Origin of the sequence: Glacieibacterium frigidum, from assembly GCF_007097155.1 — a bacterium.
GTDB classification, from domain to species: domain Bacteria; phylum Pseudomonadota; class Alphaproteobacteria; order Sphingomonadales; family Sphingomonadaceae; genus Glacieibacterium; species Glacieibacterium frigidum.
On the sequence record NZ_VJWA01000001.1, the window covers coordinates 607940 to 633821 of the forward strand.

Below are 25882 nucleotides of genomic sequence, written 5' to 3' on the forward strand. Positions count from 1 at the left end.
CTTGCGCTCCATTGCCGGACGGAGTGCGGGCGGGTGCCGCTCCCTCCCTCCGCCGGTTCTAACCGGATCAGGTTCGACGGGTCGTGGCACTGCCACTCTCAGCCGCGACTGCGGCCCCCCGGGGAAGCGGCGACGATACGCGCGGCGGGGCCTAGTGGCCAGTGCTATTCAAACCGGGCAGGATCAGCGCGATCGTGGTGTCGACATGCCGCTCGATGAAGGCGTCGGACAGTGCGTCGGTGCCGTCGATCAGCGTGTATTCGGCGGCGAGCACAATGGGCAGCGCGAAGGCCCCCGACAGTACGAACTTGGCGTGGGTCGCGTCCATCGCGGGCAGGTAGCCGGCCGCCTGCGCCGCATCGACGATGCCGACGATGTGCGCGGTGATGCGGCCCTGGTGCCCCGCAACGAGCCATTCGAGGCGCGGCGACGCCTCCATGCCCTCGTGGAAGACGATCCGCATATACTCGGGGTGCGCGGCGAGTGCGGTGACGAAGGCGCGGATCTGCAGGCGGAACCACGCCGGGCCTTCCGCTTCCGCCAGCGCAGGGGCGAAGCCCGCAAGGTGCCCGGCGATGCGCGCATAGACGGCCTCGACGCAGGCGCGCCACAGGCCGTCCTTCGACTGGAAGTGATAAACGATCAGCGGCACCGCGACGCCGCAGCGCTGGGCGACTGCGGGCAGGGTCGTGCCCTCGAAGCCACGCCGCGAGAACAGCGCGAGCGCGCCAGTCAGGATCGCGGCGCGCGTCGCATCGCGCTGGCGGTCGCGCCGGCCGGGTGCGTCGATCTGCGCAATTTCGGACACGTGCGGACTCTCGTTGACAACCTAGTCAGTCAATTGCATCGTAGCAGGGTCAGTGACGTCACCCAAGGTGAAAGCGATGGACCTGCTCGACTCGGCCCGCACGATCCTCGCCGATGTCGCGTGGAAGATGGGGCACGGGCAGGGCTTCTGGATCACCTTCGGCACCTACATGACGATGCTGGCGATCGAGCGCATCGCCTATCTGTTCGAGGGCGCGCCGCGCTGGGACGAGCGCGACGCCTGGGCCAATGTCGGCAATGCGCTGGTCACACTGGCGTTCGACGCGCTGGTCTTCGGCGCGATCGTCGTCGGCGTCTATCTGTGGGTCTACGAGCACCGCATCGCGAGCGTGCCGTTCGTCTGGTGGGGCTGGGTGCTGGCGTTCGTGCTCAACGACCTCGCCTATTACATCGACCACCGCATCGCCCACCGCACGGGGTTCCTGTGGGCGATCCACACGTCGCACCACAGCAGCCGCGAGATGAACCTGCTCGTCGCCAACCGCGGCACCATCCTCGGCAGCGGAGGACTGATCTCGCCGACCTATTTCGTGCTGGCGCTGGTCGGCGTGCACCCGGCGATGTGGCTCGCGGTCAAGTTCTTCGGCAATCTGTGGGGCATCTTCAACCACACGCGGCTCGTCGGGCGGATGGGCGTGCTCGAGAATTGGCTGTGCACGCCGGCCAACCACCGTGTGCATCACGGCGTCGACACACCCTATCTCGATCGCAACTACGGCCAGACGCTGCTGATCTGGGACCGGCTGTTCGGCACGTGGCAGCGCGAGACGGTGCCGCCGACCTTCGGCCTCGTCGAGCAGATGGACAGCCACCGTATCTGGGATATCCAGACTTGGGGGGTGCAGCGGCTGGCGGCCCGCATGCGCGCCGCGCCGACCTGGGGCGACCGGCTGCGCTATCTGTGGAAGCCGCCGGGATGGAGCCACGACGGGCGCCACTCGACGACCGAAGCGATCCGCGGCGAACCTACAGGAAGTACTTCAGCTTGATCGTCTCGACCGTGTCGCCGGTCACGTCGAAGCGCGTCGCGGCATAACTCGGCGGGCCGAACGCCAGCTTGGGGTTCTGCGAGAAGCCGACGCCTTCCTTCGGGATGCCGAGCAGGTTCTTGTCGAGCTTGCCGTTGCCGTTCTCGTCATGGAGCAGCGACACCGCATAGTCGCCCGGCGCCAGCGGTACCGACACCGCGACCTGGGCAGCGGCGCGCACGATGATCTGCTGACCCTCGCCCTCGCACTTGCCGTCGGGGAAGCGCTTGGGGCTGTGCCAGATGCACAGGCGGACATCACCGTTGGTCGAGCGAAGTCCGGCGAGTGCGATTTCTAGCCGCGCCGGGTCAGGCGCCGGCGCGCTGCCCAGCAGGGGCAGGAGAAGCAGCGGCAGCAGGGCGCGGTTCATCGATGAACTCCGGTGCCAGGCCAGCGTCGGTACGGCACAATCGATCCCATACACGAAAATATAGCCCGTAGTTGGTCAGGTAGCGGCGGTGATGCAGTTCATGGTGCGCTGCGGTAATCATGCCACTACCGAATCGACCCTTAACCCAGGATTTCGGAAAAATCTCCCACCCCATGTGGTTCGTCACCCCGAAGAAGCTGGCGACGAGCAGCACCACCAGCAGCGCCCCCCAGTGGATCGGCACGAGAAAGACCAGCGCGGGGAACAGCCACGCGCCCGAAATCGCCTCGTAAGGATGGAACGCCATAGCGGCCCAGGCAGTCGGCGGGCGGCTGGCGTGGTGGACGGCATGGACGCGCGCGAACCACCACGGCCGGTGCATCAGGCGGTGCGTCCAGTAGAACCAGGTATCGTGCGCGAACAAGTAGATGGCGATGCTGAGCGGCAGCCACCACCAGCCGTACGCCAGCGGGTCGTCGTAGATGCGCGTCCAGCCGAGCTCGTGCCAGCCGACCGCGACGATCCCGGCAGGCAGGCCGTAGATCGCCGCCGACAGCAAAGACCAGCCGATCTCGCTGCGGATCTGGCGCCGCCGCCGGACCTCGTTGGCCGGACCCGCGACAATACCGCGCCGGGCGGTCAGCCACGCGAAGCCCCCCGACACGCCAAGGTAGCGCACCGCGACGATCGCGATCATCGCGAGCGTGCCGATCAGGAAGGGCAGGGCCGTCATCGCGCCTGCCTAACGCCGCGTGAGGCCCCCGTCACCTGCCGCACCGTCGCACGGCCCTGCGGCACCATGCGCGGGGTACCGGGGTCGCGCTGCGGCGTGCGCCCTGCTAACCCGGCGCGACCATGGACTTCGACGTGATCCTTGCCGGCGGGGGCCTGCACAACGGGCTGATCGCGCTGCGCCTGTCGCAGTTGCGCCCGGACCTGCGCGTCGCGATTGTCGAGGCGGGCGAAACGATCGGCGGCAACCACACCTGGTCGTCGTTTGCGAAGGACATCAGCCCCGAACAGGCAGTGTGGACGGCGCCGTTGTTCGAACATCGCTGGGACCGCTACACGATCCGCTTTCCGGCGCATCGCCGCGAACTCGACGCCGGCTACGGCAGCGCCACCTCCGCGCGTCTCGACGCCGCAGTCCGCGCCGCGCTGCCCGCCGACCGCATCCTGACCGACGCGCCCATCGTCGCACTCGACGCGACGAGCGTGACTCTCGCCGATCAGCGCGTGCTGACCGGTGCGTGCGTGATCGACGGGCGCGGGCAGGGGCCGACCAAGGCGCTCGACCTGCGCTGGCAGAAATTCCTGGGCGTCGAGGTCGAGCTGGCGGAGCCGCACGGCCTGACCGGCCCGATCATCATGGACGCGACCGTGCCGCAGCACGACGGCTACCGCTTCGTCTACACGCTGCCCTTCGGGCCGCGCCACGTGCTGATCGAAGACACGTATTTCAGCGACGGCAACGACCTGTCGCCCGCATTGCTGCGTGGCCACATCGCCGATTACGCCGCCGCGCAGGGCTGGACGATCGTCAGCAGGGGGCGCGAGGAGCAGGGCATCCTGCCGCTCGCTCTCGGCGGCGATATCGAGGCGTTCTGGGACGAGGGCGAGGCCGGCGTGCCGCGCGTCGGGCTCAGGGCCGGCCTGTTCAATCCGGTCACCGGCTACAGCTTCCCCGACGCCGTCCGCACCGCCGACCTCGTCGCCAGCCTCCCAGCCTTCGACGCCCCGGCGGTCTACGCCGCCCTCCGCGCCGACAGCTCCGCCGCGTGGAAGGCTCGCCGCCTGTATCGCATGCTCAACCGCATGCTCTTCCTCGCCGCGCACGACGAGGAGCGGCGGCACATACTGCAGCGCTTCTACCGCCTCAACGCGGGGCTCGTGTCGCGCTTCTACGCCGCGCGCTCGACGCTCGCCGACTGGGCGCGCATCCTCACCGGCAAGCCGCCGATCCCGATCTCGCGCGCCGTGCGCACCCTTATCGCCTACGAAATGGAACACAGATGAAGACAGCCTGCGTCATCGGCAGCGGCTTCGGCGGCCTCGCGCTTGCGATCCGCCTGCAATCGGCGGGCGTTCAGACGACGCTGATCGAAAGCCGCGACAAGCCCGGCGGCCGTGCGTACGTCTGGGAAGACGAGGGCTTCACCTTCGACGCCGGCCCGACGGTGATCACCGACCCGTCGTGCCTCGAGGAATTGTGGGAGCTGTCGGGCCGCAAGCTCAGCGACTACGTCGAGCTGCTCCCCGTCACGCCCTTCTACCGCCTCCTCTGGGAAGACGGCAGCGTCTTCGACTATTCGAACGACGACGCCGAGCTGTTCCGCCAGATCGGCGAGTTCAACCCCGCGGACGTTGCGGGCTACAAGAAATTCCTCGAGTTTTCCGAAGGCGTCTTCCGCGAAGGCTATCAGAAGCTCGGGCACGAGGCGTTCCTCGACTTCCGCTCGATGCTCAAGGCCGCGCCGAGCCTGATGAAGTACGAGGCGTTCCGCTCGGTTCACGCCATCGTCGCGCGCCACATCAAGGACGAGCGGCTGCGCCAGGCGTTCAGCTTTCACTCGCTGCTGGTCGGCGGTAATCCGTTCAAGACGAGCAGCGTCTATGCGCTGATCCACGCGCTCGAGAAGAAGTGGGGCGTCTGGTTCCCGCGCGGCGGCACCCACGCGCTGGTGCGCGGCATGGTGAAATTGTTCGAGGACCTCGGCGGCACCTTCAAGTGCGGCAGCGGCGTCGAGCAGATCACCGCGACCGGCGCCCGCGTCACCGGCGTGCGGACCAAGGACGGCTGGAGTGGCAGCTTCGACACCGTCGCGTCGAACGCCGACGTGGTGCACACCTATCGCGACCTGCTGAGCGGCCACCCGCGGGGTCCTGCGATGTCGAAGTCGATGCAGCGCCGCAGCTTCTCGCCGTCGCTGTTCGTCACCTACTTCGGCCTCAAGCGCGAATGCCCTGAGGTCAAGCACCACACGATCCTGTTCGGCCACCGCTACAAGGAGCTGCTCGGCGAAATCTACGCCGGCGGAACGCTGGCCGAGGACTTCAGCCTCTACCTCCACCACCCGACCGCCACCGACCCCGCGATGGCCCCCCCGGGGTGCAGCGCCTTCTACGTCCTGTCGCCGGTTCCCCACCAGGGCAAGCTCGACATCGACTGGCAGGCGGAGGCGCCGAAATACGCCGACTCGATCCTCGACGCCCTCGAGCGCCGCATCCTGCCCGGCCTGCGGAACGACCTGGTGACGATGCGCACCTTCACCCCGCAGGACTTCTCGACCGAGCTTAACGCGCATCTGGGCAGCGCCTTCAGCCTCGAACCCGTCCTCTGGCAGAGCGCCTACTTCCGCACCCACAACCGCGACGACGTGCTGTCGAACCTGTACTTCGTCGGCGCGGGCACGCACCCGGGCGCGGGGATCCCGGGGGTGGTGGGCAGCGCGAAGGCGACGGCGAAGCTGATGATCGGCGAGGGGGAGCGGGTGGCCGCTTAGGCAGTCACTCCATGAACCACCCATGGCTCACGACCACGCTCTGACCAGTCAGCGCGTTGGTCGGGAACGCCGCCAGGAACACCGCGGTGCGAGCGACGTCGTCGAGGGTGGTGAATTCGCCGTCGACCGTGTCCTTGAGCATGACCTTGGCGATCACGTCTGCTTCCGACAGGCCCAAGGCTGCGGCCTGTTCGGGGATCTGCTTGTCGACGAGAGGGGTGCGGACGAAGCCGGGGCAGATGACATTTGTCCGGACATTGTGCGCGGCGCCCTCCTTGGCGACGACGCGGGCGAGGCCGAGGAGGCCGTGCTTGGCGGTGACGTAGGGGGCCTTCAGCACCGACGCGGTCTTCGAATGGACCGAGCCCATGTAGATGATGCTGCCGCCTTGGCCCTTTTGCATGTGGCGCAGGGCGGCCCGGGTCGTGAGGAAGGCGCCGTCGAGATGGACGGCGAGCATCTTCTGCCAGTCGGCGAAGCCGAACTCGGCGACGGGGGCGACGATCTGGATGCCGGCGTTCGAGACGAGGATGTCGAGGCCGCCCCATAGTTCCGCGACGGCGTCGATGCCGGCGTCGACCTGGGGCTCGCTGGTGACGTCCATCGCTACGGGATGGGCATTGGGGCCGAGCTCGGTCGCGGTCTTGGTCGCGGCTTCGAGACTCAGGTCGGCGATGGCGACCTTTGCGCCTTCGGCGAGGAAGACTTTGGCTATTTCTCGGCCGATGCCGGAGGCTGCGCCGGTGACGAGGGCTCGTTTGTTCTGGAGAAGCATGGGGTGGGGTTAGCAAAGTAAGAGCGTCGCGGCAAAGCCGCGCCGTCGGACGGGCGGCGGCGTTGGGCCGCCGCTCCGCCGGCCGGAATAAGCGCGAGTCCGCGTCTAAGTCGGGGAACGCGAAGACGCGTTCGCCGCCTTAGCCTCGGCCGCGCTTATTCGTAATCCGGACCCATATTCTGGTTCCGCGGCGGCTGAGCAGCCGTCAGGCGCAGAGCCTCAGCAGACGCCGCCAGCGACCCGACCGCGTCGGGCGTATCGTCGTTGTCCGCGATCACCCGCTGCATCGACGCGACGAGCGCCTCCTGCAGCACCTTCGGCTTGACTGTCTGCTCGGCGATTTCGCGCAGGGCGACAACGGGGTTCTTGTCGCGGTCGCGGTCGACGGTCAGTTCGCCGCCGCTGCTGATCTGGCGGGCGCGGGTGCCGGCCATCAGGACGAGCTCAAAGCGGTTGGGGATCTTGTCGACGCAATCCTCGACTGTGACGCGCGCCATAGGTAACTCCGGGGTGTTCGGGAAAGGCGGGGCACTACGCCACGCGGGCCCGTCCGTCAAGGAAATCACCTTGACTGGCGCCTCCGCCAAGACTAACGGGCGCGCTTCGCAATTGGCCCTGCACCCCCGGTGAAGCAGTGGCCGCGCCCGGCAACAGGCCGTGCGGTGCGAGACCGGGGTATGCGCTGGCACTCCGCCCGCGCAGTCATAGCGAATTGGACCGACATTGACCAAGCGTACTAGCTCGAAGCACAAACTCGATCGCCGGATGGGCGAGAATATCTGGGGCCGCCCCAAGTCGCCCGTCAACAAGCGCGAGTACGGCCCCGGCCAGCACGGCCAGCGCCGCAAGTCGAAGCTGTCGGACTTCGGCATCCAGCTCAAGGCGAAGCAGAAGCTGAAAGGCTACTACGGCGACGTCACCGAGAAGCAGTTCCGCGCGACCTATGCCGAGGCCGTCCGCATGAAGGGCGATACCTCGCAGAACCTGATCGGCCTGCTCGAGCAGCGCCTCGACATGGTGGTGTATCGCGCCAAGTTCGTGCCGACGATCTTCGCCGCGCGCCAGATCGTCAACCACGGCCATGTCATGGTCAACGGCCGCCGCTGCAACATCGCCTCGGCGCGCGTGAAGCCGGGCGACGTCATTGAACTCGGCCAGAAGGCCAAGGACATGGCGCTGGTCATCGAGGCGCAGAGCCTCTCCGAGCGCGAGACGCCCGAGTATGTCGCGGTCGACGGCACCAAGGCGACCTACGTGCGCGTGCCGACGCTCGACGAGGTTCCGTACGCTGTGAAGATGGAGCCGAACCTGGTCGTCGAATTTTACAGCCGCTAAGCGCGGCGAGTGGGTAGCGTGGCGAACGCACTTCGCGTTCGCCACGCTACGCGCCGACTCGCGCAAGGCCGGCCGGCGGAGCGGCGAGCACATCGCAGCCCGCCCGACGGCGCGGCCTTGCCGCGACGCCCTTCCTACTTGTTGCTAGCCCGCGCCTCGGCCACCGCCGTCTTCAGCGCCTCATACCCCACCGCCCCCGACAGGATGCGGTTTCCGACGATATAGCTCGGCGTCCCCGTCAGCCCGAGCGCGCGACCCAGGTCGAGGTTCTTCTTGATCTCGGCCTTCAGCGCCGGCGAGTTCAGGTCCTTCGCCGTGCGCATCTCGTTCAGGCCGGCGGTGCGCACCGCGGCGATGGTCTTCTCGTGGCTCACCCGCCCGGCGCTGTCGAAGATGCCGTCGTGGAACGCCAGGTAACGGCCCTGCTGCGCCGCCGACAGGCTCGCCATCGCCGCCTCGGTGGACTGGTCGCTGAGCACGGGGAAGTCGCGGAAAACGATCTTCAGCCGCTTGTCCTCAGCCATCAGCCGCCGCACGTCGTTATGCGCCGCTTTGCAGTAGGGGCAGGCGTAATCGAAGAATACCACCAGCCGCACGTCGCCCTTGGGATCGCCCGCGAAGGCGCCGGCGAAGGGCGTCTCGATCTCCTTGCGGTTGTTCTCGATCAGCTTGGTGACCTCGCGGTTCTGCAGGCCGTTGATCGCCTCGGGGATGATCTCCGGGTGCGAGAGAATGTATTCGCGGACGATCGCCTCGATCGCGGCGCGGTCCTTCGGCGCGACGTTGGCGGCGGGGTCGCCGCGCGCTGCGCCGCTCAGCAGGACCGCGACGGTCACGCCCAGCACCGCCGACGCACCCACCGCAAGCTTCATGCCGCTATCCCATTTCCTGACGTGATCGATCACGCTCATCGCCGCTTCTTCCGGTCGGCAAGCTCGTTCGCCGCGACCTCGGCGATGTCGTCGGCGCGCAGCCAGTCGCGTGTGCCCTGCGGCAGTTGCGACCGCGCAAAGCGGGCCTTGGCGGCGGCCGAGCGCGCGTCGCCCGACAGGTTGGCGGCCTCCGCCTGCGCGAGCGCGGCGCGCGGTTCGTCGCGCTTGCGGTCGAAAATGACGCCGAGGTTGTACCAGGCGAACGGGTTCTCACGGTCCTGCGCCAGCGCCTTGCGCAGCAGCACCTCGGCCTCGGCGAAGTCCTTGGGGTCCTCGGTCGAGACCAGGGCATGACCGAGCTGGGTCGCGATCAGCGGCTGGTCGGGGGCGGCGGCGACGGCGCGGCGCAAAATCGGCACGGCCTCGGCCGGCTTGCCGCCTTCGAGCAGGATCTGGCCCTTCAGCTCGAGGAAATACGGGTCGTTCGGGCGGCCTTTCAGCAGCGCATCAATCTCGACGGCGGCCTGGTCGGCATAGGCGGTGCGGTGCCAGGCATAGGCACGGGCGTAGCGTGCCCCCTCCGAACCGTCGCGCTCGGGATAAACGACGAAGACATGCGAAGGGTCGTCGACATAGCCGACCAGCTTGCCCTTCACGCGCTTGAACCGCGCCTCGAGATTGGCGTCGGGGGGCGTGTCGTACGAGGGATCGGCGCGGTAGACGGCTTCCAAATTGTTGATGCGCGTGCCCGACAGCGGGTGGGTGCGGTCGTATTCATTGTCCTGCGCGATCGCGAGGCGGAATTCCTGTCCCTGCAACTTCTTGAAGAAGTCGATCGAGCCCTTGCCCGAGATCTTCGCAGTGCTGAGGAACTGTGCGCCGGCGGCGTCGGCGCGCCCCTCCTGCTCGCGACTGAATGCGAGGAACTTGCCCTGCGCGACCGTCGTGCCCGCGCCCAGGATTGCCATCCCCGCCTCGCCCGCACCGAGCGCCACCGCCGCGCCGGCAGCGAGCAGCGACAGGATCGAGATATTGGTCGCCGGCCCCGCGCCCTCGTTGAAGCGCACGTTGTGGCCGCCCGACAGATGCCCGAGCTCGTGCGCGACGACGCCCTGCAGCTCGTTGACGTCGTCGGCGGCGATGATCAGGCCCGAGTGAATGAAGACGTTCTGGCCGCCGCCGGCAAACGCGTTGATCGTCGGGTCGCCGACCAGCACGATCTGCACCGACCGCGGGTCGAGCCCGGCGGCGAGGATCAGCGGGCGCGCGAGGTCCTTGAAGAACGCCTCGGTCTCGGCATCGCGCAGGATCGACGGGCCGGCCTGCTGCGCCGCCGCAGGGACAGCTGCGACCAGGGCGAGCGCGGTCGCGGCGATGCGGAGGATGGATGGCACGCTGGGCACTTGTGCCGTCTAGACTGAACTCGGCCTGAAGGCGAACCTCAGGCCGGGAACACCTTGTGCCACGCGGTGATTGAGCGTGACGCGAAGAGGCCCGCGAGGTGGTACGGATCGGCGGCGGCATAGGCGACCGCGGCGTCGCGGTCCTCGAACTCGGCAATCAGCAGCGTGCCCATCGCCCGCCCGTCGTCCTTCAGCAGCGGCCCGGCGCACAGCAGGGCGTCGCCCAGTGCAGCGACGTGCGGCAGATGCGCGGCGCGGGTCGCAGCGCGCAGTTCGCCCGAATCGGGCTTGTCGATGCAGTGGATCGCGAAATAGGGCATCGGGACCGATCACCTCGCTGCGGCTGCCCGAGGCTTAGCCGGGCACCACCGGAGTCGGAAGCGCTTTTCGTGTCGCTGCCATGCACCCTTGTCCGGCGCGACGCGTTAGGCCGGTCCAACTTCAAGGAATTCCGACCATGGCCGGCACCGACCACGACATCTCGACCCTCAATTCGCTGATCGCCACGACGATCGACAGCGTTGACGGCTACACCGAAGCCGCCAAGGAGGACACGAGCTACACCGCGCGCTTCACCGCCAACGCCGCCGAGCGTCGCGCCATCGCGACGCAGCTGCAGGCCGAGGTCGCCCGCCTGGGCGGCGAGCCGCAGGACGACGGCACCGCGCTGGCGGGTGCCCACCGCATGTTCCTCAACCTGAAGGCGACGCTGACCGGCCATGACGACAAGGCGATCGTCAACGAGGTCGAGGCGGGCGAGGATCACATCAAGGCGAAGTTCGAGGACGCTCTCGACGACCGCGAGCTGTCGCCGGGCGTGCGCGACACGATCGAGGCATGCTATACGTCGGTGAAGCGCGGCCACGACGAGATGCGCGACCTCAAGCACTCGCTGCAGGGCGCCAACTAAGCCACGCTTAGACGGCAAAGAAGAGCCGGTGCGCCTTGACGGCGCGCCGGCTTTTCCTTATGCGCCACCGCTTTCCAGAACTGATCCTGTAGGAACGAACGATGTCGCGCATCTGCGAACTGACCGCCAAGGGGCGCATGGTCGGCCACAACGTCAGCCACGCCAACAACAAGACCAAGCGCGTCTTCCTGCCCAACCTGCAGAACGTCACGCTGATGTCGGACATCCTGGGCCGCTCGGTGCGTCTGCGCGTCTCGATGAACGGCCTGCGTTCGGTCGAGCATGTCGGCGGCCTCGACAACTGGCTGATCAAGACCCGCGCCGAGAAGCTGTCGGATCGCGCGCAGAAGCTGCGCCGCGAGATCAAGAAGAAGGTCGCCGCGACCGCCGCCGAGGCCGCTCCCGCCGCCTGATTTCGTTACGGGCATTGCGAAACTGATCGACCGGCTCTAGCGGGGGATACCCCTGCTGGAGCCGTTTCATGTCTGCCCGCTACCTCGCTGCGCTCGCCCTGCTGACCGCCACCGCAGCGACCGCGCGCGATCCGGCGAACGTCATCATGCCGACCGACCCCCGGGCGCTCGCGCAGCAGCAGCAGTACGGCTACGCCGGCGCGGTCATCGCGGGCGACACCATCTATCTATCGGGCGTCATCGCCGGCCCTGCCGCGACGCCGGCCGACATGGAGCCCGCCTATGAGCGCGCCTTCGCCCAGATCCCGGCGATCCTGAAGCGCAGCGGTGCGAGCTGGGACGATGTCGTCGACATGACGACCTACCACACCGACCTCGCCGGCCAGGCGGCGGCGATCTCGGCTGTCAAGAACCGCTATGTGAAGGCGCCTTTCCCGGCGTGGACAGCGATCCAGATCTCGAAGCTATTCGAGCCGAGCGGGATCACCGAGATCAAGGTCGTCGCGCGGAAGCCGGCGAAGCGTTGAGCAGCTCGAACTTGAGCAGCAGGGTGCGCTGGTAGCCGGCGAAATTATCGTCCGACGCCAGATAGACGAAGGTGCGGCCGTCCGCGCGCATCACGGCAATCCCCTCCATATTGTCGGTAGTCAGCGGCGGCACGAGACGCGCGACGACCTCGCCCTGCATCACCGGCGCCACAGTGGCCAGCGTGACCACTGCCGACATGCCCTCCATCGGCGTGAAGCGGCGGTTGACGATCAGCACCCGGCCCGGCGCGACTTCGGCGGCGTCGGTCGGGCGGAAGCCAGTCGGGGCGGCGTAGAGCAGCGCCGATACCGTGCCGTCGGGCGCAATCCGCAGCGCGGGTGAGCGTCCCTCGGCGTCCTGCCCGTCCTCCGCGAACCACAGCAACGTGCCGTCGCTCAGCCGCACCAGCGTCTCGCCGCCGCCATTGTCGGGCCAGCCGCTCGTCGCGGGCGTGCGGATGATGCGCGCGGCGCGGGTGCGCAGGCTGTCGGGGCGCGCCGGATCGATGCGCGGATAGACCGCGATGCGGTCGTCCTGCTCGAAGCTGACCGACGCGGTGCCGTCGGCGTCCCACACCACCGCCTCGGCATCGCCGGCCTTCTTGACCAGTGCCGCGCCGCCGATCTCGTCGAGCAGGGGGGCAATGACGCCGTCAGTCACGCCGACCAGCCGCCCGTGCTTCTCGACCGTCCGGAAGCCCACCCAGTTGCCGGTGTCGCTGACCGCGAGCAGCCAGCCGTCGCGCCCCGCCGCCAGCCCCGACAGGCCGCCGAACGTCACGTTGGTCGATTGCAGCTCGACCCCGCCCATGTAGCGCAGCCGCCCAACGTCACGCACCGCCGGGTCGCGCGGCGCGAGCGGCACGGGCGTCGCGGTAAGGGGCAGCGGCGCGACCCCGTCGGCGGCGGGCGGTGCTGCGGCGAGCACGCCGCCCACCACGACACCGCCCGCCAGCACCAGAAGAATTCGCGGCCACATTTCGCCCGCGCGCATAGCATCGCGGGCGCGCAGCCGCTACCAGCAGCGGCGATGCGATCCCCCGAACAAGTGCTCCACGAAGTCTTCGGCTTCCCCAGTTTCCGCGGGCAACAGGAAGGCATCGTCCGCGATGTCTGCGCCGGGCTCGACGCGCTCGCGATCATGCCCACGGGCGCCGGCAAGTCGCTGTGCTACCAGGTGCCGGCGCTGGTGCGGCCGGGGTGCGCGCTCGTCGTGTCGCCGCTGATCGCGCTGATGAACGACCAGGTCCGCGCGCTCCGGGCCTACGGCGTGCGCGCGGCGGCGCTCAACAGCCAGTCGGGCGACGGCGGCGAGACGATCGACGCGCTGCAGAACGGTCAGCTCGACCTGCTCTACGTCGCGCCCGAGCGCGCCGCGATGCCGGGGTTCCGCCAGCTCATCGCGCGCAGCGACATCGCGCTGGTGGCGATCGACGAGGCGCATTGCGTCAGCCAGTGGGGCCACGACTTCCGCCCCGAATATCGCCAGCTGCGCGCGCTGTGCGACCTGCTGCCCGGCACCCCGCGCATCGCGTTGACCGCCACCGCCGACGTCGCGACGCGCGCCGACATCCTCGACCAACTCGGTATCGCACCCGACCGCATGGTCGTCGCCGGCTTCGACCGGCCCAACATCCGCTACGAGGTCGCCCCCAAGGTCAACGCCGCGAAGCAGCTGCTGGCCTTCCTCGACACGCAGCGCGGGCGTTCAGGGATCGTCTATGCCTCGACGCGCAGCCAGACCGACAAGACGGCTGCCGCGCTGGTCGCGCACGGCATCAACGCGCGCGCCTATCACGCCGGCCTCGACGGCGTGGAGCGGGCGCGCAACCAGGATGCCTTCGTCCGCGCCGAGGACATGGTGATGGTCGCGACGATCGCTTTCGGCATGGGCATCGACAAGCCCGACGTGCGCTTCGTCGCGCACCTCGGCCTTCCCAAGTCGATCGAGGCCTATTATCAGGAGACGGGCCGGGCAGGTCGCGACGGCGACCCGGCGGTCGCGCACCTGCTCTACGGCGCCGACGACATCGCGCGCGCCCGCGGCTTCATCGGCGAGGGCGGAGCGGAGAAGATCGCCGCCGACACCGCGCGCCTCAACGCGCTGATCGCCTTCTGCGAGACGAGCGGGTGCCGGCGCGTGCCCCTGCTGACCTATTTCGGCGAGCCTGCGCCGCCGCCGTGCGGTAACTGCGATACCTGCCTATCACCGCCCGCGATGCGCGACGCGACGGAAGCCGCGCGCAAGCTGCTGTCGGCAGTTGTCCGGACAGGTCAGCGCTTCGGGGTCGGGCATCTGGTCGAGGTGCTGCACGGGACGGCGGGCGAGAAGGTCCGCAAGTTCGGGCATGACGCGCTGTCGGTGTTCGGCATCGGCGGCGAGCTCGACGCCAACGCCTGGCGGTCGCTGGCGCGGCAGCTCGAGGCAGGCGAGGCGCTGATCCGCGATCCCGAGTACGGCGGGCTGAAGCTGGGGCCGCGCGCCAAGGCGATCCTGAAGGGCGACACGCCCGTCGAGCTCCGCATCGAGGCGGCGCGGCCCGAACGCGAGCGCCGCCGCCGCGCGCCGGGGGTGCCGCCGGCGGGGCTTTCGGATGAGGAGGGCGCGCTGTTCGACGAGCTGCGGCGCGTGCGGCGCGAGATCGCGGCCGAGGCTGGGATGCCGCCCTACGTCATCTTCCACGACGCGACGCTGCGCGCGATGGCGAGCGAGCGGCCGCAGACGATGGACGCGCTGGGGCAGATTTCGGGGGTGGGGGCGCGCAAACTCGAGGCTTATGGCGCGGCGTTCTTGGGGGTGTTGAGGGGGTAGGTCAGGGGCGTCGCGGCGAAGCCGCGCCGTCGGACGGCACCGGGCGGTGGTCGCCCGGGCCGCCGGCCGGCTTCGCGCGAGTCCGCGCGTAGTGCAGGAAACGCGAAGCCGCGTTTACCGCACTACGCGCGGCCGCGCTTCAGCTCAACAACGTCCGTCGCGCTCGATGGCCGTACCAGCCACCGCGCCGATCCCGGCGCCGATGACCGTGCCTGCGCCGCGGTCGTAGCGGCTGCTCGCGGCGTTGCCGATCAGGCCGCCCGCAATGGCGCCGAGGACCGTGCCACGGCCGCTGGTGCGGCAGCGGTAGTAGCCGCGCCCGCCGCGATAGCCGTCGTCGTAATAGGCGACCGGACCGCCGTAGCCGCCGCCGTAGTAGCCATCGTAATAGCCGCCGCCATAGCCATAGGCGGGAACGACGACGACGCGGTTGCGGTACGGACGCCCGTAGTAGCCGCGATAGCCGCTACGATAGGCCGGGCGGTAATAGTCGCGCCCGTAGTGGCCGCGGTAGCCGCTGCGATACGAATGGCCGCGATAGCCGTCGCCGCGGTAGCGATCGCCGCGATAATGGTCGCCACGATAGCCGCCACCGCGATAGCTGCTGCCGCGGTCGTGATCGCCGCGGCTGTAGCCACCGCGATCACCGCGATCGGCCAGGGCCGGAGTCGCCGTCAGCGTGACCACGCCCGCGAGTGCGATGAGTAAAGTCTTCATCCCAATTCTCCTCGACGCTTACCTTGCCGAATCTCGAAACGTCTCCGGCACCCTCGAATATTCGTGCCCGCGGCGTGAACCGCCTCTGAACGCTGCGTTCACCGGGAACCAAGCTTGGGCAATCTACATTGTGCGGACGTTACGGTCACACAAGGAGCTTGCCATGCGCATCATCAACAGTCTCGTCATCGCCTCATTCGCCGCCGCGTCGTTCGCCGCAGTGCCCGTCCAGGCCCGCAAGAACGACCGCTATTACTACGGCGACCAGAGCTATTCGAGCTATGCGGCGTGCAAGCGCGCGCGTGACCGCGCCGGCAAGCGCGGCACGGTGATCGGCGCGGTCGGCGCGGGTGCCGGTGCAGCGCTGCTCGGCGGCAATGTCGGCGAATCGCTGCTCGGCGCAGGTGTCGGCGCGGTTGCCGGGAACCAGATCGGGCGTGCGACCGAAAAGAGCTGCCGTCGCCGCTGACGTAGCGCGGCCAAGCTGACGGCGGAATTTGCTCTTCGCGAATTCCGCCTTCAGCTCGGACTCGCGCAAGGCCGGCCGGCGGCCCGGGCGACCACCGCCCGGTGCTGTCCGACGGCGCGGCTTCGCCGCGACGCCCTTACTTCCCTGAACGACCTTCCTCAAACAACCCAGCCAGCTGGTCGACAATCGTCCCCCCCAGCTGCTCGGCATCCATGATCGTCACCGCCTTCGCGTAATAGCGCGTCACGTCGTGCCCAATCCCGATCGCCACCAGCTCGACCGGTGAGCGTCCCTCGATCCACTTGATCACCTGGCGCAGGTGCTTCTCCAGATACGAGCCGGTGTTGACCGACAGCGTCGAGTCGTCGACCGGCGCGCCGTCCGAGATCACCATCAGGATCCGCCGGTCCTCGGGCCGCGCAAGCAGCCGGGCGTGCGCCCACAGCAGCGCCTCGCCGTCGATATTTTCCTTCAGCAATCCTTCGCGCATCATCAGGCCGAGGTTCTTGCGCGCCCGCCGCCACGGCGCGTCGGCGGCCTTGTAGATGATGTGCCGCAGGTCGTTGAGCCGCCCGGGCTTGGCCGGCCGCCCCGCCGCCAGCCACGCCTCGCGCGACTGCCCGCCCTTCCACGCGCGGGTGGTGAAGCCCAGGATCTCGGTCTTGACCGCGCAGCGCTCGAGCGTCCGCGCCATGATGTCGGCGCAGATCGCGGCGATCGAGATCGGCCGCCCGCGCATCGACCCCGAATTGTCGATCAGCAGCGTGACCACCGTGTCGCGAAACTTGGTGTCGCGCTCGATCTTGTAGCTCAACGCGTGCATCGGGTTGGTGATGATCCGCCCGAGCCGCGCGGCGTCGAGCATCCCCTCTTCCTGGTCGAAGTCCCACGCACGGTTCTGCTGCGCCATCAAACGGCGCTGCAGGCGATTCGCCAGCTTGGTCACCGCCCCTTGGAGATGCACGAGCTGCTGGTCGAGATAGCCGCGCAGCCGCGTCAGCTCCTCGGGGTCGCACAGCTCCTCGGCGCCGACCGTCTCGTCGTACTTGGTCGTGTAGCTCGAATAGTCGAAGTCGGGCGGCAGGTCGCTGAGCGGCGTGTTGGGGCGCCACGGGGTCATGCCCTCGCGGCCTTCCTCGCCCATCTCGGCCTCGGAAACCTGGTCGGCCTCCATGTCGACGTCGCGCGTCTCGGTATCGTCGGAGGGGGGCTCGTCGGACTGTTCGGCGCGCGTCTCGACCGACTGGTCGGCCGACGATCCGGCGTCGTCCTGCGCGTCGCCGTCGTCGCCGGGGGCCTCGTCCTCGGCATCCTCCTCCTCGCCGCCGTCGTCGGGCTCGGGGTCGGCATCGGGGTCGATGCCCAGCCCCAGGTCGCTCAGCACGCGCTTGCACGCCAGCCCGAACGCCGCCTGGTCGCCGATGTTGGCCAACAGCGTGTCGAGGCTGCCCCCCGCCTTGGCCTCGATCTCGGCGCGCACCATCGCGACCGGCCCCTCGGCGAGGCGCGGCACCGCCTGGCCGGTCAGCCGCTCGCGCACAACGAGGCCCAGCGCCGTCGCCATCGGGACCTCGTCGGGGGTGCGCGCGCGGACGATCGCGTCGCTGCGTACCCGCGCCTCGGTCATGCGGTCGAGGTTGAGCGCGACGCCTGCCATGTCGCCCGACCCGATCGCCTCGATCCGCGCCTGCTCGACGGCGTTGAAGATGTCGCGCCCGACGCCTGCGTCGGGCAGGTCGGCGGCGTGCTGCTTCGCGTCGTGGTGGCGCTTGCGCAGCGCGAAGGCATCGGCATAGCCGCGCACCTCGGCGACCTGCTCGGGCGGCAGCGACCGCGTCGGCTGCGGCACGCGCGCCTGGTCGCCGTAGCACGACGGCTTGTCGGCGGTGTACGCCAGCTCGAAGTCGGGCTCGTGCCCGAGCGCGCGCAGCGTCGCGGCGAGAGCGACGCGGAAATCTTCGAGGGGGTTTTCGGGGGCGGGCATCGCAGTCTAGGCCCGCCCGACGCACCACGGGTCGGGCTGCATGTCGACCGGCGGTCCGGCGGCGTCGGCGGGGAAGCGCGCCTTGAAGGTGAAAGCCTGCGGGCTCGGGCCGTAGCGGTCGAGTATCCACAGGCGCGACAAGGCCTCGTCGACAGTCGGGCGATACCCGGCGGGAACCCACCACAGCGCCTGGAACGCGCCGTCGAAACGTTCGAACCACGACCGGCGCTTTGCCATGCGCGTCGTGTGGCCGCTGCGATAGACGTAGTCGAACAGCGCTTCGGCGTCGGTCCAGACCGAGATATTGACGATGAACAGCGGGTCGGGCGTCGGCTGCAGGTCGGTTGCGTCGTTGCCCTCGCCCTTCAGCCGCCAGACGAAGCCAGGGCTCGCATCGGCGAGCGCGTTGACCGCATCGAGCTCGGCGAAGAACTCCGCCACTCGCGCGTCACCCTTCGGTGCGGCGAGCCGCCCGACGTTGGTCTGCGCGAGCTGCCAGCGGCTCACCGCTTGCCCTTGACCGCCACGCTCTCGGGCAGGTCTTCGCCGAACACGCGCTGGTAGTATTCCGCGACGATCGACCGCTCGGCCTCGTCGCACTTGTTGAGGAAGCTCAGGCGGAAGGCGAAGCCGATGTTCTTGAAGATCCCGGCGTTCTGCGCCCAGGTCAGCACGGTGCGCGGGCTCATCACGGTCGAGATATCGCCCGACATGAAGCCCTGGCGCGTCATGTCGGCGACCTTGACCATGTTGGCGACCTGCTTGCGGCCCGCCTCGGTATCGAAGCCCGGGGCCTTGGCGACGACGATCCTGGTCTCGACCGCGGGCGCCAGATAGTTGAGCGTCGTGACCACGTTCCACCGGTCCATCTGGCCCTGGTTGATCTGCTGCGTGCCGTGATACAGGCCGGTCGTGTCGCCCAGCCCGACGGTGTTCGCGGTGGCGAACAGGCGGAAGAACGGGTTCGGGCGGATCACGCGGTTCTGGTCGAGCAGGGTCAGCTTGCCCTCGACCTCGAGCACGCGCTGGATGACGAACATCACGTCGGGGCGGCCGGCGTCATATTCGTCGAACACGAGCGCCGTCGGCGTCTGCAGCGCCCAGGGCAGCAGGCCTTCGCGGAATTCGGTGACCTGCTTGCCCTCGCGGAGGACAATGGCGTCCTTGCCGACCAGGTCGATGCGGCTGATGTGGCTGTCGAGGTTGATGCGGATGCACGGCCAGTTCAGCCGTGCCGCAACCTGCTCGATGTGCGTCGACTTGCCGGTGCCGTGAAAACCCTGGACCATGACGCGGCGGTTGAAGGCGAAGCCCGCGAGGATCGCCAGCGTCGTGTCGGGATCGAACACGTACGCCGGGTCGAGGTCGGGGACGCGCTCGTCGGCGACCGAAAAGGCGGGCACCTGGAAATCGACGTCGACCCCGAACACCGCACGCGCATCGACATGCATGTCGGGCGCGGCCATCGCGGCGGGCGCGTGGTCGTGAGCGTCGGGCGTATCGCTGTCGGCGTTGAGAACGGTGGCCAAGTGACTAACCTCAGGCGGTCTTGAAGGCGGGGGCGGACCGCAGGTGCGTATAGGCTTGCACCACGTCCTGCAACCGCCGCTCGTGGCTGCGGTCGCCGCCATTGGTGTCAGGGTGAAATTGCCGCACCAGCGCCTTGTACGCGCGCTTGATCGTCACGAAGCTCGCGGCGGCGTCGAGGCCGAGCACTTTCAGCGCCCGCACGTCGGCCTCGGCCAGCACGACGCCCGCCTTGGTGCGCCGTCCGGCAAAGGCATCCTGCCCGAACTTGCCGTGCAGAGCGTTCAGCGGATCGTTGAACTTATAGCCGTTGACGTCGTGGACGACGTGCGCCCAGCCCGCGAGCGGCGATTGCGCCTCGCTGATCGCGTCGGGGCTCATGCCGTCGAAAAAGTTATACCCCGCGTTGAACTCGCGGACATGGTCGAGGCACAGCCATTGCCACCCGCCGACATGCCCCGCGACGCGGTTCGACGCGGGTGCACGGAACTCGGCGGGCTGGTCGCAGCCGGGGTGTCCGCACGGCGTACCCTCGGGCAGGTCGACGCGGCCGTGGAAGCGCGGGCGGGGGCGGGGATGATCGGACAAGCTGACTCACTGGCGGGAACGAACTTCGAGATATAGGGATTAGCCTCAACGACGGGAGATGGTCGATGGGCGCGCGTGCAGACGAAATCGAGCGGCGTCTCGTCGCGGCCCTGGCGCCGGCCAGCCTGACGGTCATCGACGACAGCGACGACCACAGCGGCCACGCCGGCCATTCGGGCGAGGGCGAAAGCCACTTCACCGTGCGCATCGTGTCGGACGCCTTCGCGGGCCAGTCGCGCGTCGCGCGCAGCCGCGCGGTCTATGCGGCACTCGGCGACCTGATCGCCCCCGACCGCGTCCACGCCCTCGTCATCGAAGCCCACGCCCCCGGCGAGGCTTGACCGCCGCCCGCGCTGGGCATAGCGCGACGCCAACGCCGGCTTAGCTCAGATGGTAGAGCACCTGATTTGTAATCAGGGGGTCGCGGGTTCGATTCCTGCAGCCGGCACCGTCTGAATTGCTAGTTTAGTTGGGCGGCGATGTCCTTCGCTAATGGTTTCCCAACAGGCGCGAGCGCTGCTAGCGAACAGCGTTGCCACTGGTGATCCGCAACGATCCGGCCGCTAAGCTGCCGGCGTGGCCTAGTTTGGCGATCGCCGAAGGCGAGATTGCGCAACTTTGACGTGACGGCCTTGCCCGGCGTCCAGTAATCTTCCGCACGACGTGCCGTCAGTCGTACAAGGCGTCACCCTACTGCCAGCCCGAGGTCACGAATCTTTCGAAGATCGGGTCTCGGGCCACGAGGTCATCGAACTGGCCGTGATCGACGATGCGGCCGGCGGACATGAAGACGATCACGTCGCACGCGCGGACGGTTGCCAGCCGGTGGGCTACCGTTATCGTCGTGCGCTTTCTACGCAAAGCCTGGAGCGTGGCACCGATGGCTCGCTCGGTTTCGCTGTCGAGGGCCGATGTCGCTTCGTCGAGGATCAGTACCGGCCGCGCAGTGTAGAGCGCGCGGGCGAGACCGACGCGTTGCCGCTCGCCACCCGACAGGCGGCAGCCATCCTCGCCGACCGCCCCGTCGAGGCCGTGCACCGCGACGACGCCCTCGAGCTGGGCGAGCCCGACGATATGGTGCAGCTGCTCGTCGTCGATGTCGGCGTCGGCGAGACCGAAGGCGATGTTGGCGCGGAGCGTCGCGTCGATGATCGTGACGTGTTGCGGCACATAGGCGATCTGCCGCTGCCAGCCGGCCAGGTCCGACGCGATATCGACCCCGTCGATGGTCACCCGGCCACGCGCCGGGGGCACGAGGCCGAGCATGACGTCGAGCAACGTCGACTTGCCCGCCCCCGATGCGCCGACGATGCCGATCGACTGCCCCTTGCGGATAGTCAACGAGACGCCGTCGAGGGCAGCCTGCGTCGCGCCCCCGAAGTCTACGCCGACGCCCTCGATGCGAATCGCCTCGGCGAGGTCGGCAAGCGGACGCTGCGGCGACTCGGTGGCGGCGGGGTAGGCGGCCAAGTCGGCGCTGATTGCCTCGATTGCCGGGCGATACGCCTTTATGCTCGCCACCGCGCCGAGGGTCCGCGTCAGCGACGGGATCAGCCGAAGTCCGCCGATCGCGAACAGGCCGAGCACGGCGACCGCATCGCCCAGCTGGTCGGGGCGCAGGGTGACCAGCCCGACGATGACGGCGACCCACGCCATGACGATCAGCGGCTCGAGGACGAGGCGTGGCAGGGCGAACAGCATGTTGAGCTGCTGCTGCACCGCGCCGTCGCGGGTGCGTGCCTCGGCATATCGGGCCTCAAACCACGCCGGGCGGCCGAGAATACGGATTTCACGCAACCCGTCGAGCGCGTGCCGGATGGCCTGGACGCGGTCGGCGACGACGGCGGTGCCCTGTTCGCCGAGCGCATGCAGGCGGCGGCTGCTGTAGCGGGATACGGGCCAGAAGACGCCACCGACGGTGCTCGTCGCGACGAGCATCGGCAGCGGCGCCGCCCACAGCATGACGCCGAGAACGCCGACCAGCACGAGCCCCTCGGTGACCAGCACGATATGACTGCGCAAGGTCGTCACGAGCGGCCAGGTGGCAGCGCCGTCGGCGATGCCGATCAGCGCCGCGGTATTGCGCTCGAGATGGCGGAGCCAGGGCGCGGCCATGTAGCGGTGCAGCAGCCGCCGCGAGATGTCGGCCGAGACGCGCTGATACCAGCCCTCCTGAAACCGCAGCAGCCCGAAGTTGTAAACGCTCTTCACGACGACCAGCGCGAGGAAGCCACCCGATGCCGCGATCAGCGCCCGGCCGTCGCCGACGCTCTTCGACCCGATCAATTGCAACAGTGGATAGACCAGCGCGACGGTCAGCATCTCGAGCCCCGCCGCGCCCACCGTCAGTACCGCGATCAGGCTCAGCGCGCGTCGCCCGCGCCGGTCGAGCAGCGCCGCGAGGGTGCGCAGATGCGGTACCATCACAAATCGAGGTAATAGACGATATTGCCCGTGCCCGCCTCGGCATGCGACGCTGTGAAGCCCATTTTGGCGGCTCCGCGCACTGCGGCTGCATTGGCGGGATGCACCTTGCACATCATCCGCGTCGCGCCGGCCAGACGGCTGGTCAGGCGCGCCGAGGCCATGGCGACGTCGAGCACCTCGCGGCCTCTGAAGGCGGCGCTGACGGCCAGGCCGAACGCGGGGATGTCATAGCCCTCGTCCCAGCCGCGCAGGCTGACGATGCAGATCAGCGCGCCGCCCCAGAACAGCCCCGAATAGACGTCGCGGCGCGTCGCGGCGAGCAGCGCGGCGGTCGCGGCGGCGTCGCTGCCGAAGGCGTGGAAGAAGCGGAGATACTCCTCCGGCTGGGCGTCGATCAGGTCGCGGATGATTGCCACGTCACCGGCATCAAGCGGACGCATGGTGAGGCCTGTGGTCATGGCGCGCACCCTAGCATCGCGCGCCACCAATGTTCGAGGACCAGCGCCTTGAACGACAGCGGGGAGATCGCGCCGGAGGGGAAGGCGCCCTTGGCCAGCTCCCGCGCCGCCGCGCCGTCGAGGACGCCGGCACCGACCAGCGCGCCATCGATCAGCATCGTACCGTGCGCCGCGAACAGCGCTGCGTGCCACGCGGCCACAGGGGGCTCAAAGCCGCGCTTGGGGGCGTCGATGATGCTGTCGGGCACGAGGCCCCTAGCGGCCGCCTTGAGCCACGCCTTGGGGGGCAGGCCGCCGTCGCTGCGACTCTTGCGCAGGCCGACGATGGTTTCGACCAGCCCGTGATCGAGCAGCGGCAGGCGCAGCTCGACCGACGATGCCATCGCAAGGCGGTCGCCCTGGACAATACCGTTGCCGCGCAGATAGGTCGCGCAGATCGCCGCGGTCAGCGCGACATCGATGCCGTCGTCGGTCGCGACGGCGAGGTCCCGGTTCGGCGCGACAGCCAGCCGTGCGGCGAAATCGAGACTGTACTGTTTGGCAGCATGCTGCCTCGCATGGCGGTAATCCGGTGCATGTTCGTAGAATCGCACAGGCGATGCGCCTTGCCCGGTAATCTTCCGCCATAACCGCGAACGGTGCGCCGCCGTGCGCGCCGCACGCAGCTCGGAGTAGCCCCAGAACAGCTCGTCGCCGCCCTGGCCCTTCAGCATGACCTGCACGCCGTGACGGCGGGCGGCGCGCATCACTGCGAAATAGCCGAACCCCGCGATGTCGGCGACGGGGTCGTCGGCGGCCGCGACGAGCTCGCCGAAGCTATCGACGACGTCGGCGGTCGCGATCTCGACCTCATGAAAGTCGAGACCTGCCAGCTGTGCGAAGTCGCGCGCGACGTGCCGCTCGTCGCTCGGTGGGCGTCCGGCATAGCCGACCGTGAAGGCCGTGACGGGCCGGTGCCGCGCTGCGAGTGCGGCGACCAGGCTCGAATCAAGCCCGCCGCTCAGCGCGACCCCAACCGGCACGTCGGCGCGGGTCGCGAGTTCGACAGCCTCGTCGAGTGCTGCGGCGATGACCTTGGGAGGGTCTCCCGTAATCGCTGGCGCGTCGGCCATCCGCCAGTAGCGATGCTCGCGGACCTGCCAGGGGGCGACGTCGACGACCAGCATCGTGCCTGCATCGAGCTTGCGGACCCCGGTGATAGCGGTTTGCGGCTCGGGTACGTACTGGATGTGGAAGTATCGATCGACTGCTGCGGAATCGAGCCGCGCCTCGACCAGCTCCGATCGCAGCAGCGCCTTCATCTCCGACGCGAAGACCAGCGCGCGGCCGACCTCGCACAGGTAAAGCGGCTTCTCGCCCATCCGGTCGCGCGTCAGCACGAGCCGCCGGCGGTTCTCGTCCCACAGCGCAATCGCGAACATGCCGCGCAGATGATCGACGAAGTCGAGGCCGTGCCGTTGGTACAGCGCAGCGATGACCTCGCCGTCGCCGCCGCTGCGGAACGCGCCGCCGAGCTGCGCGCGCAGGGCGGCGTGATTGTAGATCTCGCCGTTGAAGACGACCGCGATGCTGCCGTCGTCGCTGAACATGGGTTGCGTTCCCCCGGCCAGGTCGACGATCGCCAGCCGCCGCATCGCCAGCGCGACATGCTCTGCATCGAAAACCCCGTCACCGTCGGGACCCCGATGCACGAGCGCGTCGCCTATCCGCGCGACGGCGGCGCGTTGCGGCGGCGTCAACGGCGCGGCGGCGACGATGCCGCTAATGCCGCACATCGGGGCCCGGCATGAGGTCGCGAAACTGTGGGTAGCGCTCGATGACGAAGGCGATGCTCTCCGCCAGAGCCGCGGGAGACGTCTCGATGGGCATGAAGCGTGTCCGGAAGAACAGGTCGCGCGGGTCGCTGCCGTTGAAGACGATGTCCTGCAGGAAGTTGCCCGAACGGTCGCCGCCGATCAGCTCGAAGCAGCTGCCCGCATGCGCCGACGGCAGGATCATGTTTGAGCCGTGCACCCCGACGACGACGTGGCTCTCGGCGTAGCGCGCCAGCCAGTCGCGGTCGCTGGCGGCATATGGTTTGGGCACGCGATGGTCGGCGATCCACTCGGGTAGGCCGCCCGGCGCGCCAATCCCCGCGACCGCGACGTCGAGTGCGGGTAGGCGGCGGCGGAGCATGGTCAGCAGATCGATCACGGCGCGCGTCTGGTGGTGCCGCGCCGTGAAACGGGGCAGCCCCGGCAGCCACAGGCGATCCTCGCGCCAGATGAAGGTCAGCGTCGGCGGCAGCTCGCTCCAGGACGCGGGATCGAATGGGCGAACGCGGGAGAAATTCTCAATCGAGAAGGTCGAGGGGTGTGGATGCGACTGCGCGGCGGCGAACGCGACACCGGGAAAGCGTGTCATCTGGGCGGCGAAATCGCGCGCGAGGCGGTCGCTCCACATCGCGCCATCGCGCAGCGGCAGGTCGACGACCCAGGTCTCGGCGACGCCGTCGGGCACCAGCGCCGCGATGCACGGCTGGACGATCGCGACGACGTCGACCTGGCCGGCGTCGAGGTAGCGCTGCACGTTGAACAGCTTGAGCAGCGCGTGACCGTACAGGACGTCGATGCAATTGAGGACGACGACCTGTCGCGTAGCGGGGTGATGCTGCCGGATGTGAAAGGCGGGTGACGCATCGCTGCGCTGGCGATGGGCGTCACGCAGCCAGTCCGACCACCAGGTCACACAGGCAGGATCGACGGTTTCGCCGGTCGACGCATCGAGCGCCACGGGCGAGAATTGCCCCTGCCCGACGGGCAGGTCGATGAACCAGTCCCGCGCACACGGCTCGCACCGGGCACGCGCCAGCTGGCGCATGCCTGGCATATACCATCCCAGCGTCGTCATCTCCCCACGGCAAGCTGGGCAGGGTGTCGAAACGTCCGGCAGGGGAC

General features: G+C 68.7%; 28 protein-coding genes, 1 tRNA gene and 1 riboswitch. Of the genes, 11 read left to right on the top strand and 18 right to left on the bottom strand.

Annotated elements, in window-relative coordinates; all coding sequences use genetic code 11:
* Window positions 1-27: 27 nt before the first annotated feature.
* A riboswitch (TPP riboswitch) is annotated at window positions 28-131 on the bottom strand.
* A gap of 20 nt (window positions 132-151) precedes the next feature.
* Complete coding sequence (locus tag FMM06_RS02930) at window positions 152-808, bottom strand: TetR/AcrR family transcriptional regulator (RefSeq protein WP_143554715.1); 657 nt, start codon at window positions 806-808, stop codon at window positions 152-154.
* Between the two features lie 76 nt (window positions 809-884).
* Here FMM06_RS02930 and FMM06_RS02935 point away from each other — a divergent pair, with 76 nt between their 5' ends.
* Window positions 885-1817, top strand: a complete 933-nt coding sequence (locus tag FMM06_RS02935) for a sterol desaturase family protein (protein WP_143554716.1) — start codon at window positions 885-887, stop codon at window positions 1815-1817.
* Here the strand turns inward: FMM06_RS02935 and FMM06_RS02940 are convergent.
* Both FMM06_RS02940 and FMM06_RS02945 read right to left on the bottom strand, forming a co-directional pair.
* The gene (locus tag FMM06_RS02940) at window positions 1795-2226 is read right to left on the bottom strand and encodes a DUF2141 domain-containing protein (RefSeq protein WP_143554717.1); all 432 of its coding nucleotides are present in this window, start codon (window positions 2224-2226) and stop codon (window positions 1795-1797) included. The genes FMM06_RS02935 and FMM06_RS02940 overlap by 23 nt on opposite strands.
* A complete protein-coding gene (locus FMM06_RS02945; protein ID WP_143554718.1) occupies window positions 2165-2959 on the bottom strand; it encodes a sterol desaturase family protein in 795 nt (264 codons plus the stop codon). The genes FMM06_RS02940 and FMM06_RS02945 overlap by 62 nt, the downstream gene beginning before the upstream one ends.
* Window positions 2960-3081: 122 nt before the next feature.
* Here FMM06_RS02945 and crtY point away from each other — a divergent pair, with 122 nt between their 5' ends.
* The gene (crtY, locus tag FMM06_RS02950) at window positions 3082-4242 is read left to right on the top strand and encodes a lycopene beta-cyclase CrtY (RefSeq protein WP_143554719.1); all 1161 of its coding nucleotides are present in this window, start codon (window positions 3082-3084) and stop codon (window positions 4240-4242) included.
* Window positions 4239-5729, top strand: coding sequence for a phytoene desaturase (locus FMM06_RS02955; RefSeq protein WP_143554720.1), 1491 nt, complete (start codon window positions 4239-4241; stop codon window positions 5727-5729). Before crtY ends, FMM06_RS02955 begins: the two co-directional genes overlap by 4 nt.
* 4 nt (window positions 5730-5733) lie before the next feature.
* Here FMM06_RS02955 and FMM06_RS02960 read toward each other — a convergent pair whose 3' ends face one another.
* Both FMM06_RS02960 and rpoZ read right to left on the bottom strand, forming a co-directional pair.
* Window positions 5734-6504, bottom strand: coding sequence for a 3-hydroxybutyrate dehydrogenase (locus FMM06_RS02960; RefSeq protein WP_143554721.1), 771 nt, complete (start codon window positions 6502-6504; stop codon window positions 5734-5736).
* A gap of 155 nt (window positions 6505-6659) precedes the next feature.
* Window positions 6660-7001, bottom strand: coding sequence for a DNA-directed RNA polymerase subunit omega (gene rpoZ / locus FMM06_RS02965; RefSeq protein ID WP_143554722.1), 342 nt, complete (start codon window positions 6999-7001; stop codon window positions 6660-6662).
* 226 nt (window positions 7002-7227) lie between these two features.
* Here rpoZ and rpsD point away from each other — a divergent pair, with 226 nt between their 5' ends.
* Complete coding sequence (gene rpsD / locus FMM06_RS02970; RefSeq protein WP_143554723.1) at window positions 7228-7839, top strand: 30S ribosomal protein S4; 612 nt, start codon at window positions 7228-7230, stop codon at window positions 7837-7839.
* A 134-nt stretch (window positions 7840-7973) separates the two neighbouring features.
* On the opposite strand, the gene FMM06_RS02975 is transcribed toward rpsD, so the two are convergent.
* From FMM06_RS02975 to FMM06_RS02985, 3 genes are read right to left on the bottom strand one after another with little or no spacing between them, the layout of a single operon-like run.
* Complete coding sequence (locus tag FMM06_RS02975) at window positions 7974-8750, bottom strand: DsbA family protein (protein WP_143554724.1); 777 nt, start codon at window positions 8748-8750, stop codon at window positions 7974-7976.
* Window positions 8747-10105 (bottom strand): M48 family metalloprotease, encoded by a 1359-nt coding sequence (locus FMM06_RS02980; RefSeq protein WP_143554725.1) that lies wholly within the window; start codon window positions 10103-10105, stop codon window positions 8747-8749. Before FMM06_RS02980 ends, FMM06_RS02975 begins: the two co-directional genes overlap by 4 nt.
* Before the next feature lie 47 nt (window positions 10106-10152).
* On the bottom strand, window positions 10153-10434 hold the full coding sequence (locus FMM06_RS02985) for a YciI family protein (RefSeq protein WP_143554726.1): 282 nt from the start codon (window positions 10432-10434) through the stop codon (window positions 10153-10155).
* A gap of 137 nt (window positions 10435-10571) precedes the next feature.
* On the opposite strand from FMM06_RS02985, the gene FMM06_RS02990 reads away from it, so the two are divergent.
* The 3 genes from FMM06_RS02990 (at window position 10572) to FMM06_RS03000 (ending at window position 11964) form a co-directional block, all read left to right on the top strand.
* The gene (locus tag FMM06_RS02990; RefSeq protein WP_143554727.1) at window positions 10572-11024 is read left to right on the top strand and encodes a PA2169 family four-helix-bundle protein; all 453 of its coding nucleotides are present in this window, start codon (window positions 10572-10574) and stop codon (window positions 11022-11024) included.
* Between the two features lie 101 nt (window positions 11025-11125).
* Entirely contained in the window at window positions 11126-11437 is a 312-nt protein-coding gene (gene rpmB / locus FMM06_RS02995) for a 50S ribosomal protein L28 (protein ID WP_143554728.1), read from the top strand.
* Between the two features lie 68 nt (window positions 11438-11505).
* Window positions 11506-11964 (top strand): RidA family protein, encoded by a 459-nt coding sequence (locus FMM06_RS03000; RefSeq protein ID WP_143554729.1) that lies wholly within the window; start codon window positions 11506-11508, stop codon window positions 11962-11964.
* Here the strand turns inward: FMM06_RS03000 and FMM06_RS03005 are convergent.
* Window positions 11930-12958, bottom strand: coding sequence for an esterase-like activity of phytase family protein (locus FMM06_RS03005; protein WP_143554730.1), 1029 nt, complete (start codon window positions 12956-12958; stop codon window positions 11930-11932). The genes FMM06_RS03000 and FMM06_RS03005 overlap by 35 nt on opposite strands.
* Before the next feature lie 36 nt (window positions 12959-12994).
* Between FMM06_RS03005 and recQ the strand changes: the two genes are divergently transcribed.
* Entirely contained in the window at window positions 12995-14776 is a 1782-nt protein-coding gene (recQ, locus tag FMM06_RS03010) for a DNA helicase RecQ (RefSeq protein WP_143554731.1), read from the top strand.
* Window positions 14777-14920: 144 nt separating this feature from the next.
* Here recQ and FMM06_RS03015 read toward each other — a convergent pair whose 3' ends face one another.
* The gene (locus tag FMM06_RS03015; protein WP_143554732.1) at window positions 14921-15493 is read right to left on the bottom strand and encodes a glycine zipper 2TM domain-containing protein; all 573 of its coding nucleotides are present in this window, start codon (window positions 15491-15493) and stop codon (window positions 14921-14923) included.
* A 163-nt stretch (window positions 15494-15656) separates the two neighbouring features.
* Between FMM06_RS03015 and FMM06_RS03020 the strand changes: the two genes are divergently transcribed.
* Window positions 15657-15962 carry a hypothetical protein gene (locus FMM06_RS03020; RefSeq protein WP_143554733.1) on the top strand — a complete coding sequence of 102 codons (306 nt, stop codon included), beginning with the start codon at window positions 15657-15659 and terminating at the stop codon, window positions 15960-15962.
* A gap of 136 nt (window positions 15963-16098) precedes the next feature.
* Here the strand turns inward: FMM06_RS03020 and cobT are convergent, their stop codons facing one another.
* From cobT to FMM06_RS03040, 4 genes are all read right to left on the bottom strand, one after another.
* A complete protein-coding gene (cobT, locus tag FMM06_RS03025; protein WP_143554734.1) occupies window positions 16099-17946 on the bottom strand; it encodes a cobaltochelatase subunit CobT in 1848 nt (615 codons plus the stop codon).
* A 6-nt stretch (window positions 17947-17952) separates the two neighbouring features.
* Window positions 17953-18453, bottom strand: a complete 501-nt coding sequence (locus tag FMM06_RS03030; RefSeq protein WP_143554735.1) for a DUF3291 domain-containing protein — start codon at window positions 18451-18453, stop codon at window positions 17953-17955.
* Complete coding sequence (gene cobS, locus FMM06_RS03035) at window positions 18450-19412, bottom strand: cobaltochelatase subunit CobS (protein WP_144237046.1); 963 nt, start codon at window positions 19410-19412, stop codon at window positions 18450-18452. Before cobS ends, FMM06_RS03030 begins: the two co-directional genes overlap by 4 nt.
* 73 nt (window positions 19413-19485) lie before the next feature.
* The gene (locus tag FMM06_RS03040) at window positions 19486-20061 is read right to left on the bottom strand and encodes a J domain-containing protein (protein WP_143554736.1); all 576 of its coding nucleotides are present in this window, start codon (window positions 20059-20061) and stop codon (window positions 19486-19488) included.
* A gap of 65 nt (window positions 20062-20126) precedes the next feature.
* Here FMM06_RS03040 and FMM06_RS03045 point away from each other — a divergent pair, with 65 nt between their 5' ends.
* Window positions 20127-20402: a BolA family protein gene (locus FMM06_RS03045; RefSeq protein WP_143554737.1), complete on the top strand. Its 276-nt coding sequence runs from the start codon at window positions 20127-20129 to the stop codon at window positions 20400-20402.
* Window positions 20403-20436: 34 nt separating this feature from the next.
* Window positions 20437-20509: transfer RNA gene (locus FMM06_RS03050), tRNA-Thr, on the top strand.
* A 242-nt stretch (window positions 20510-20751) separates the two neighbouring features.
* On the opposite strand, the gene FMM06_RS03055 is transcribed toward FMM06_RS03050, so the two are convergent.
* Genes FMM06_RS03055 through FMM06_RS03070 form a run of 4 tightly spaced genes read right to left on the bottom strand, consistent with a single transcriptional unit; the run spans window position 20752 to window position 25835 of the window.
* Window positions 20752-22485 carry an ABC transporter ATP-binding protein gene (locus tag FMM06_RS03055; RefSeq protein ID WP_235889209.1) on the bottom strand — a complete coding sequence of 578 codons (1734 nt, stop codon included), beginning with the start codon at window positions 22483-22485 and terminating at the stop codon, window positions 20752-20754.
* Window positions 22485-22946 (bottom strand): hypothetical protein, encoded by a 462-nt coding sequence (locus FMM06_RS03060; protein WP_143554739.1) that lies wholly within the window; start codon window positions 22944-22946, stop codon window positions 22485-22487. The genes FMM06_RS03055 and FMM06_RS03060 overlap by 1 nt, the downstream gene beginning before the upstream one ends.
* On the bottom strand, window positions 22943-24721 hold the full coding sequence (gene asnB / locus FMM06_RS03065) for an asparagine synthase (glutamine-hydrolyzing) (RefSeq protein ID WP_143554740.1): 1779 nt from the start codon (window positions 24719-24721) through the stop codon (window positions 22943-22945). The genes FMM06_RS03060 and asnB overlap by 4 nt, the downstream gene beginning before the upstream one ends.
* Window positions 24708-25835 (bottom strand): hypothetical protein, encoded by a 1128-nt coding sequence (locus tag FMM06_RS03070; RefSeq protein WP_143554741.1) that lies wholly within the window; start codon window positions 25833-25835, stop codon window positions 24708-24710. The genes asnB and FMM06_RS03070 overlap by 14 nt, the downstream gene beginning before the upstream one ends.
* Window positions 25836-25882 lie beyond the last annotated feature (47 nt).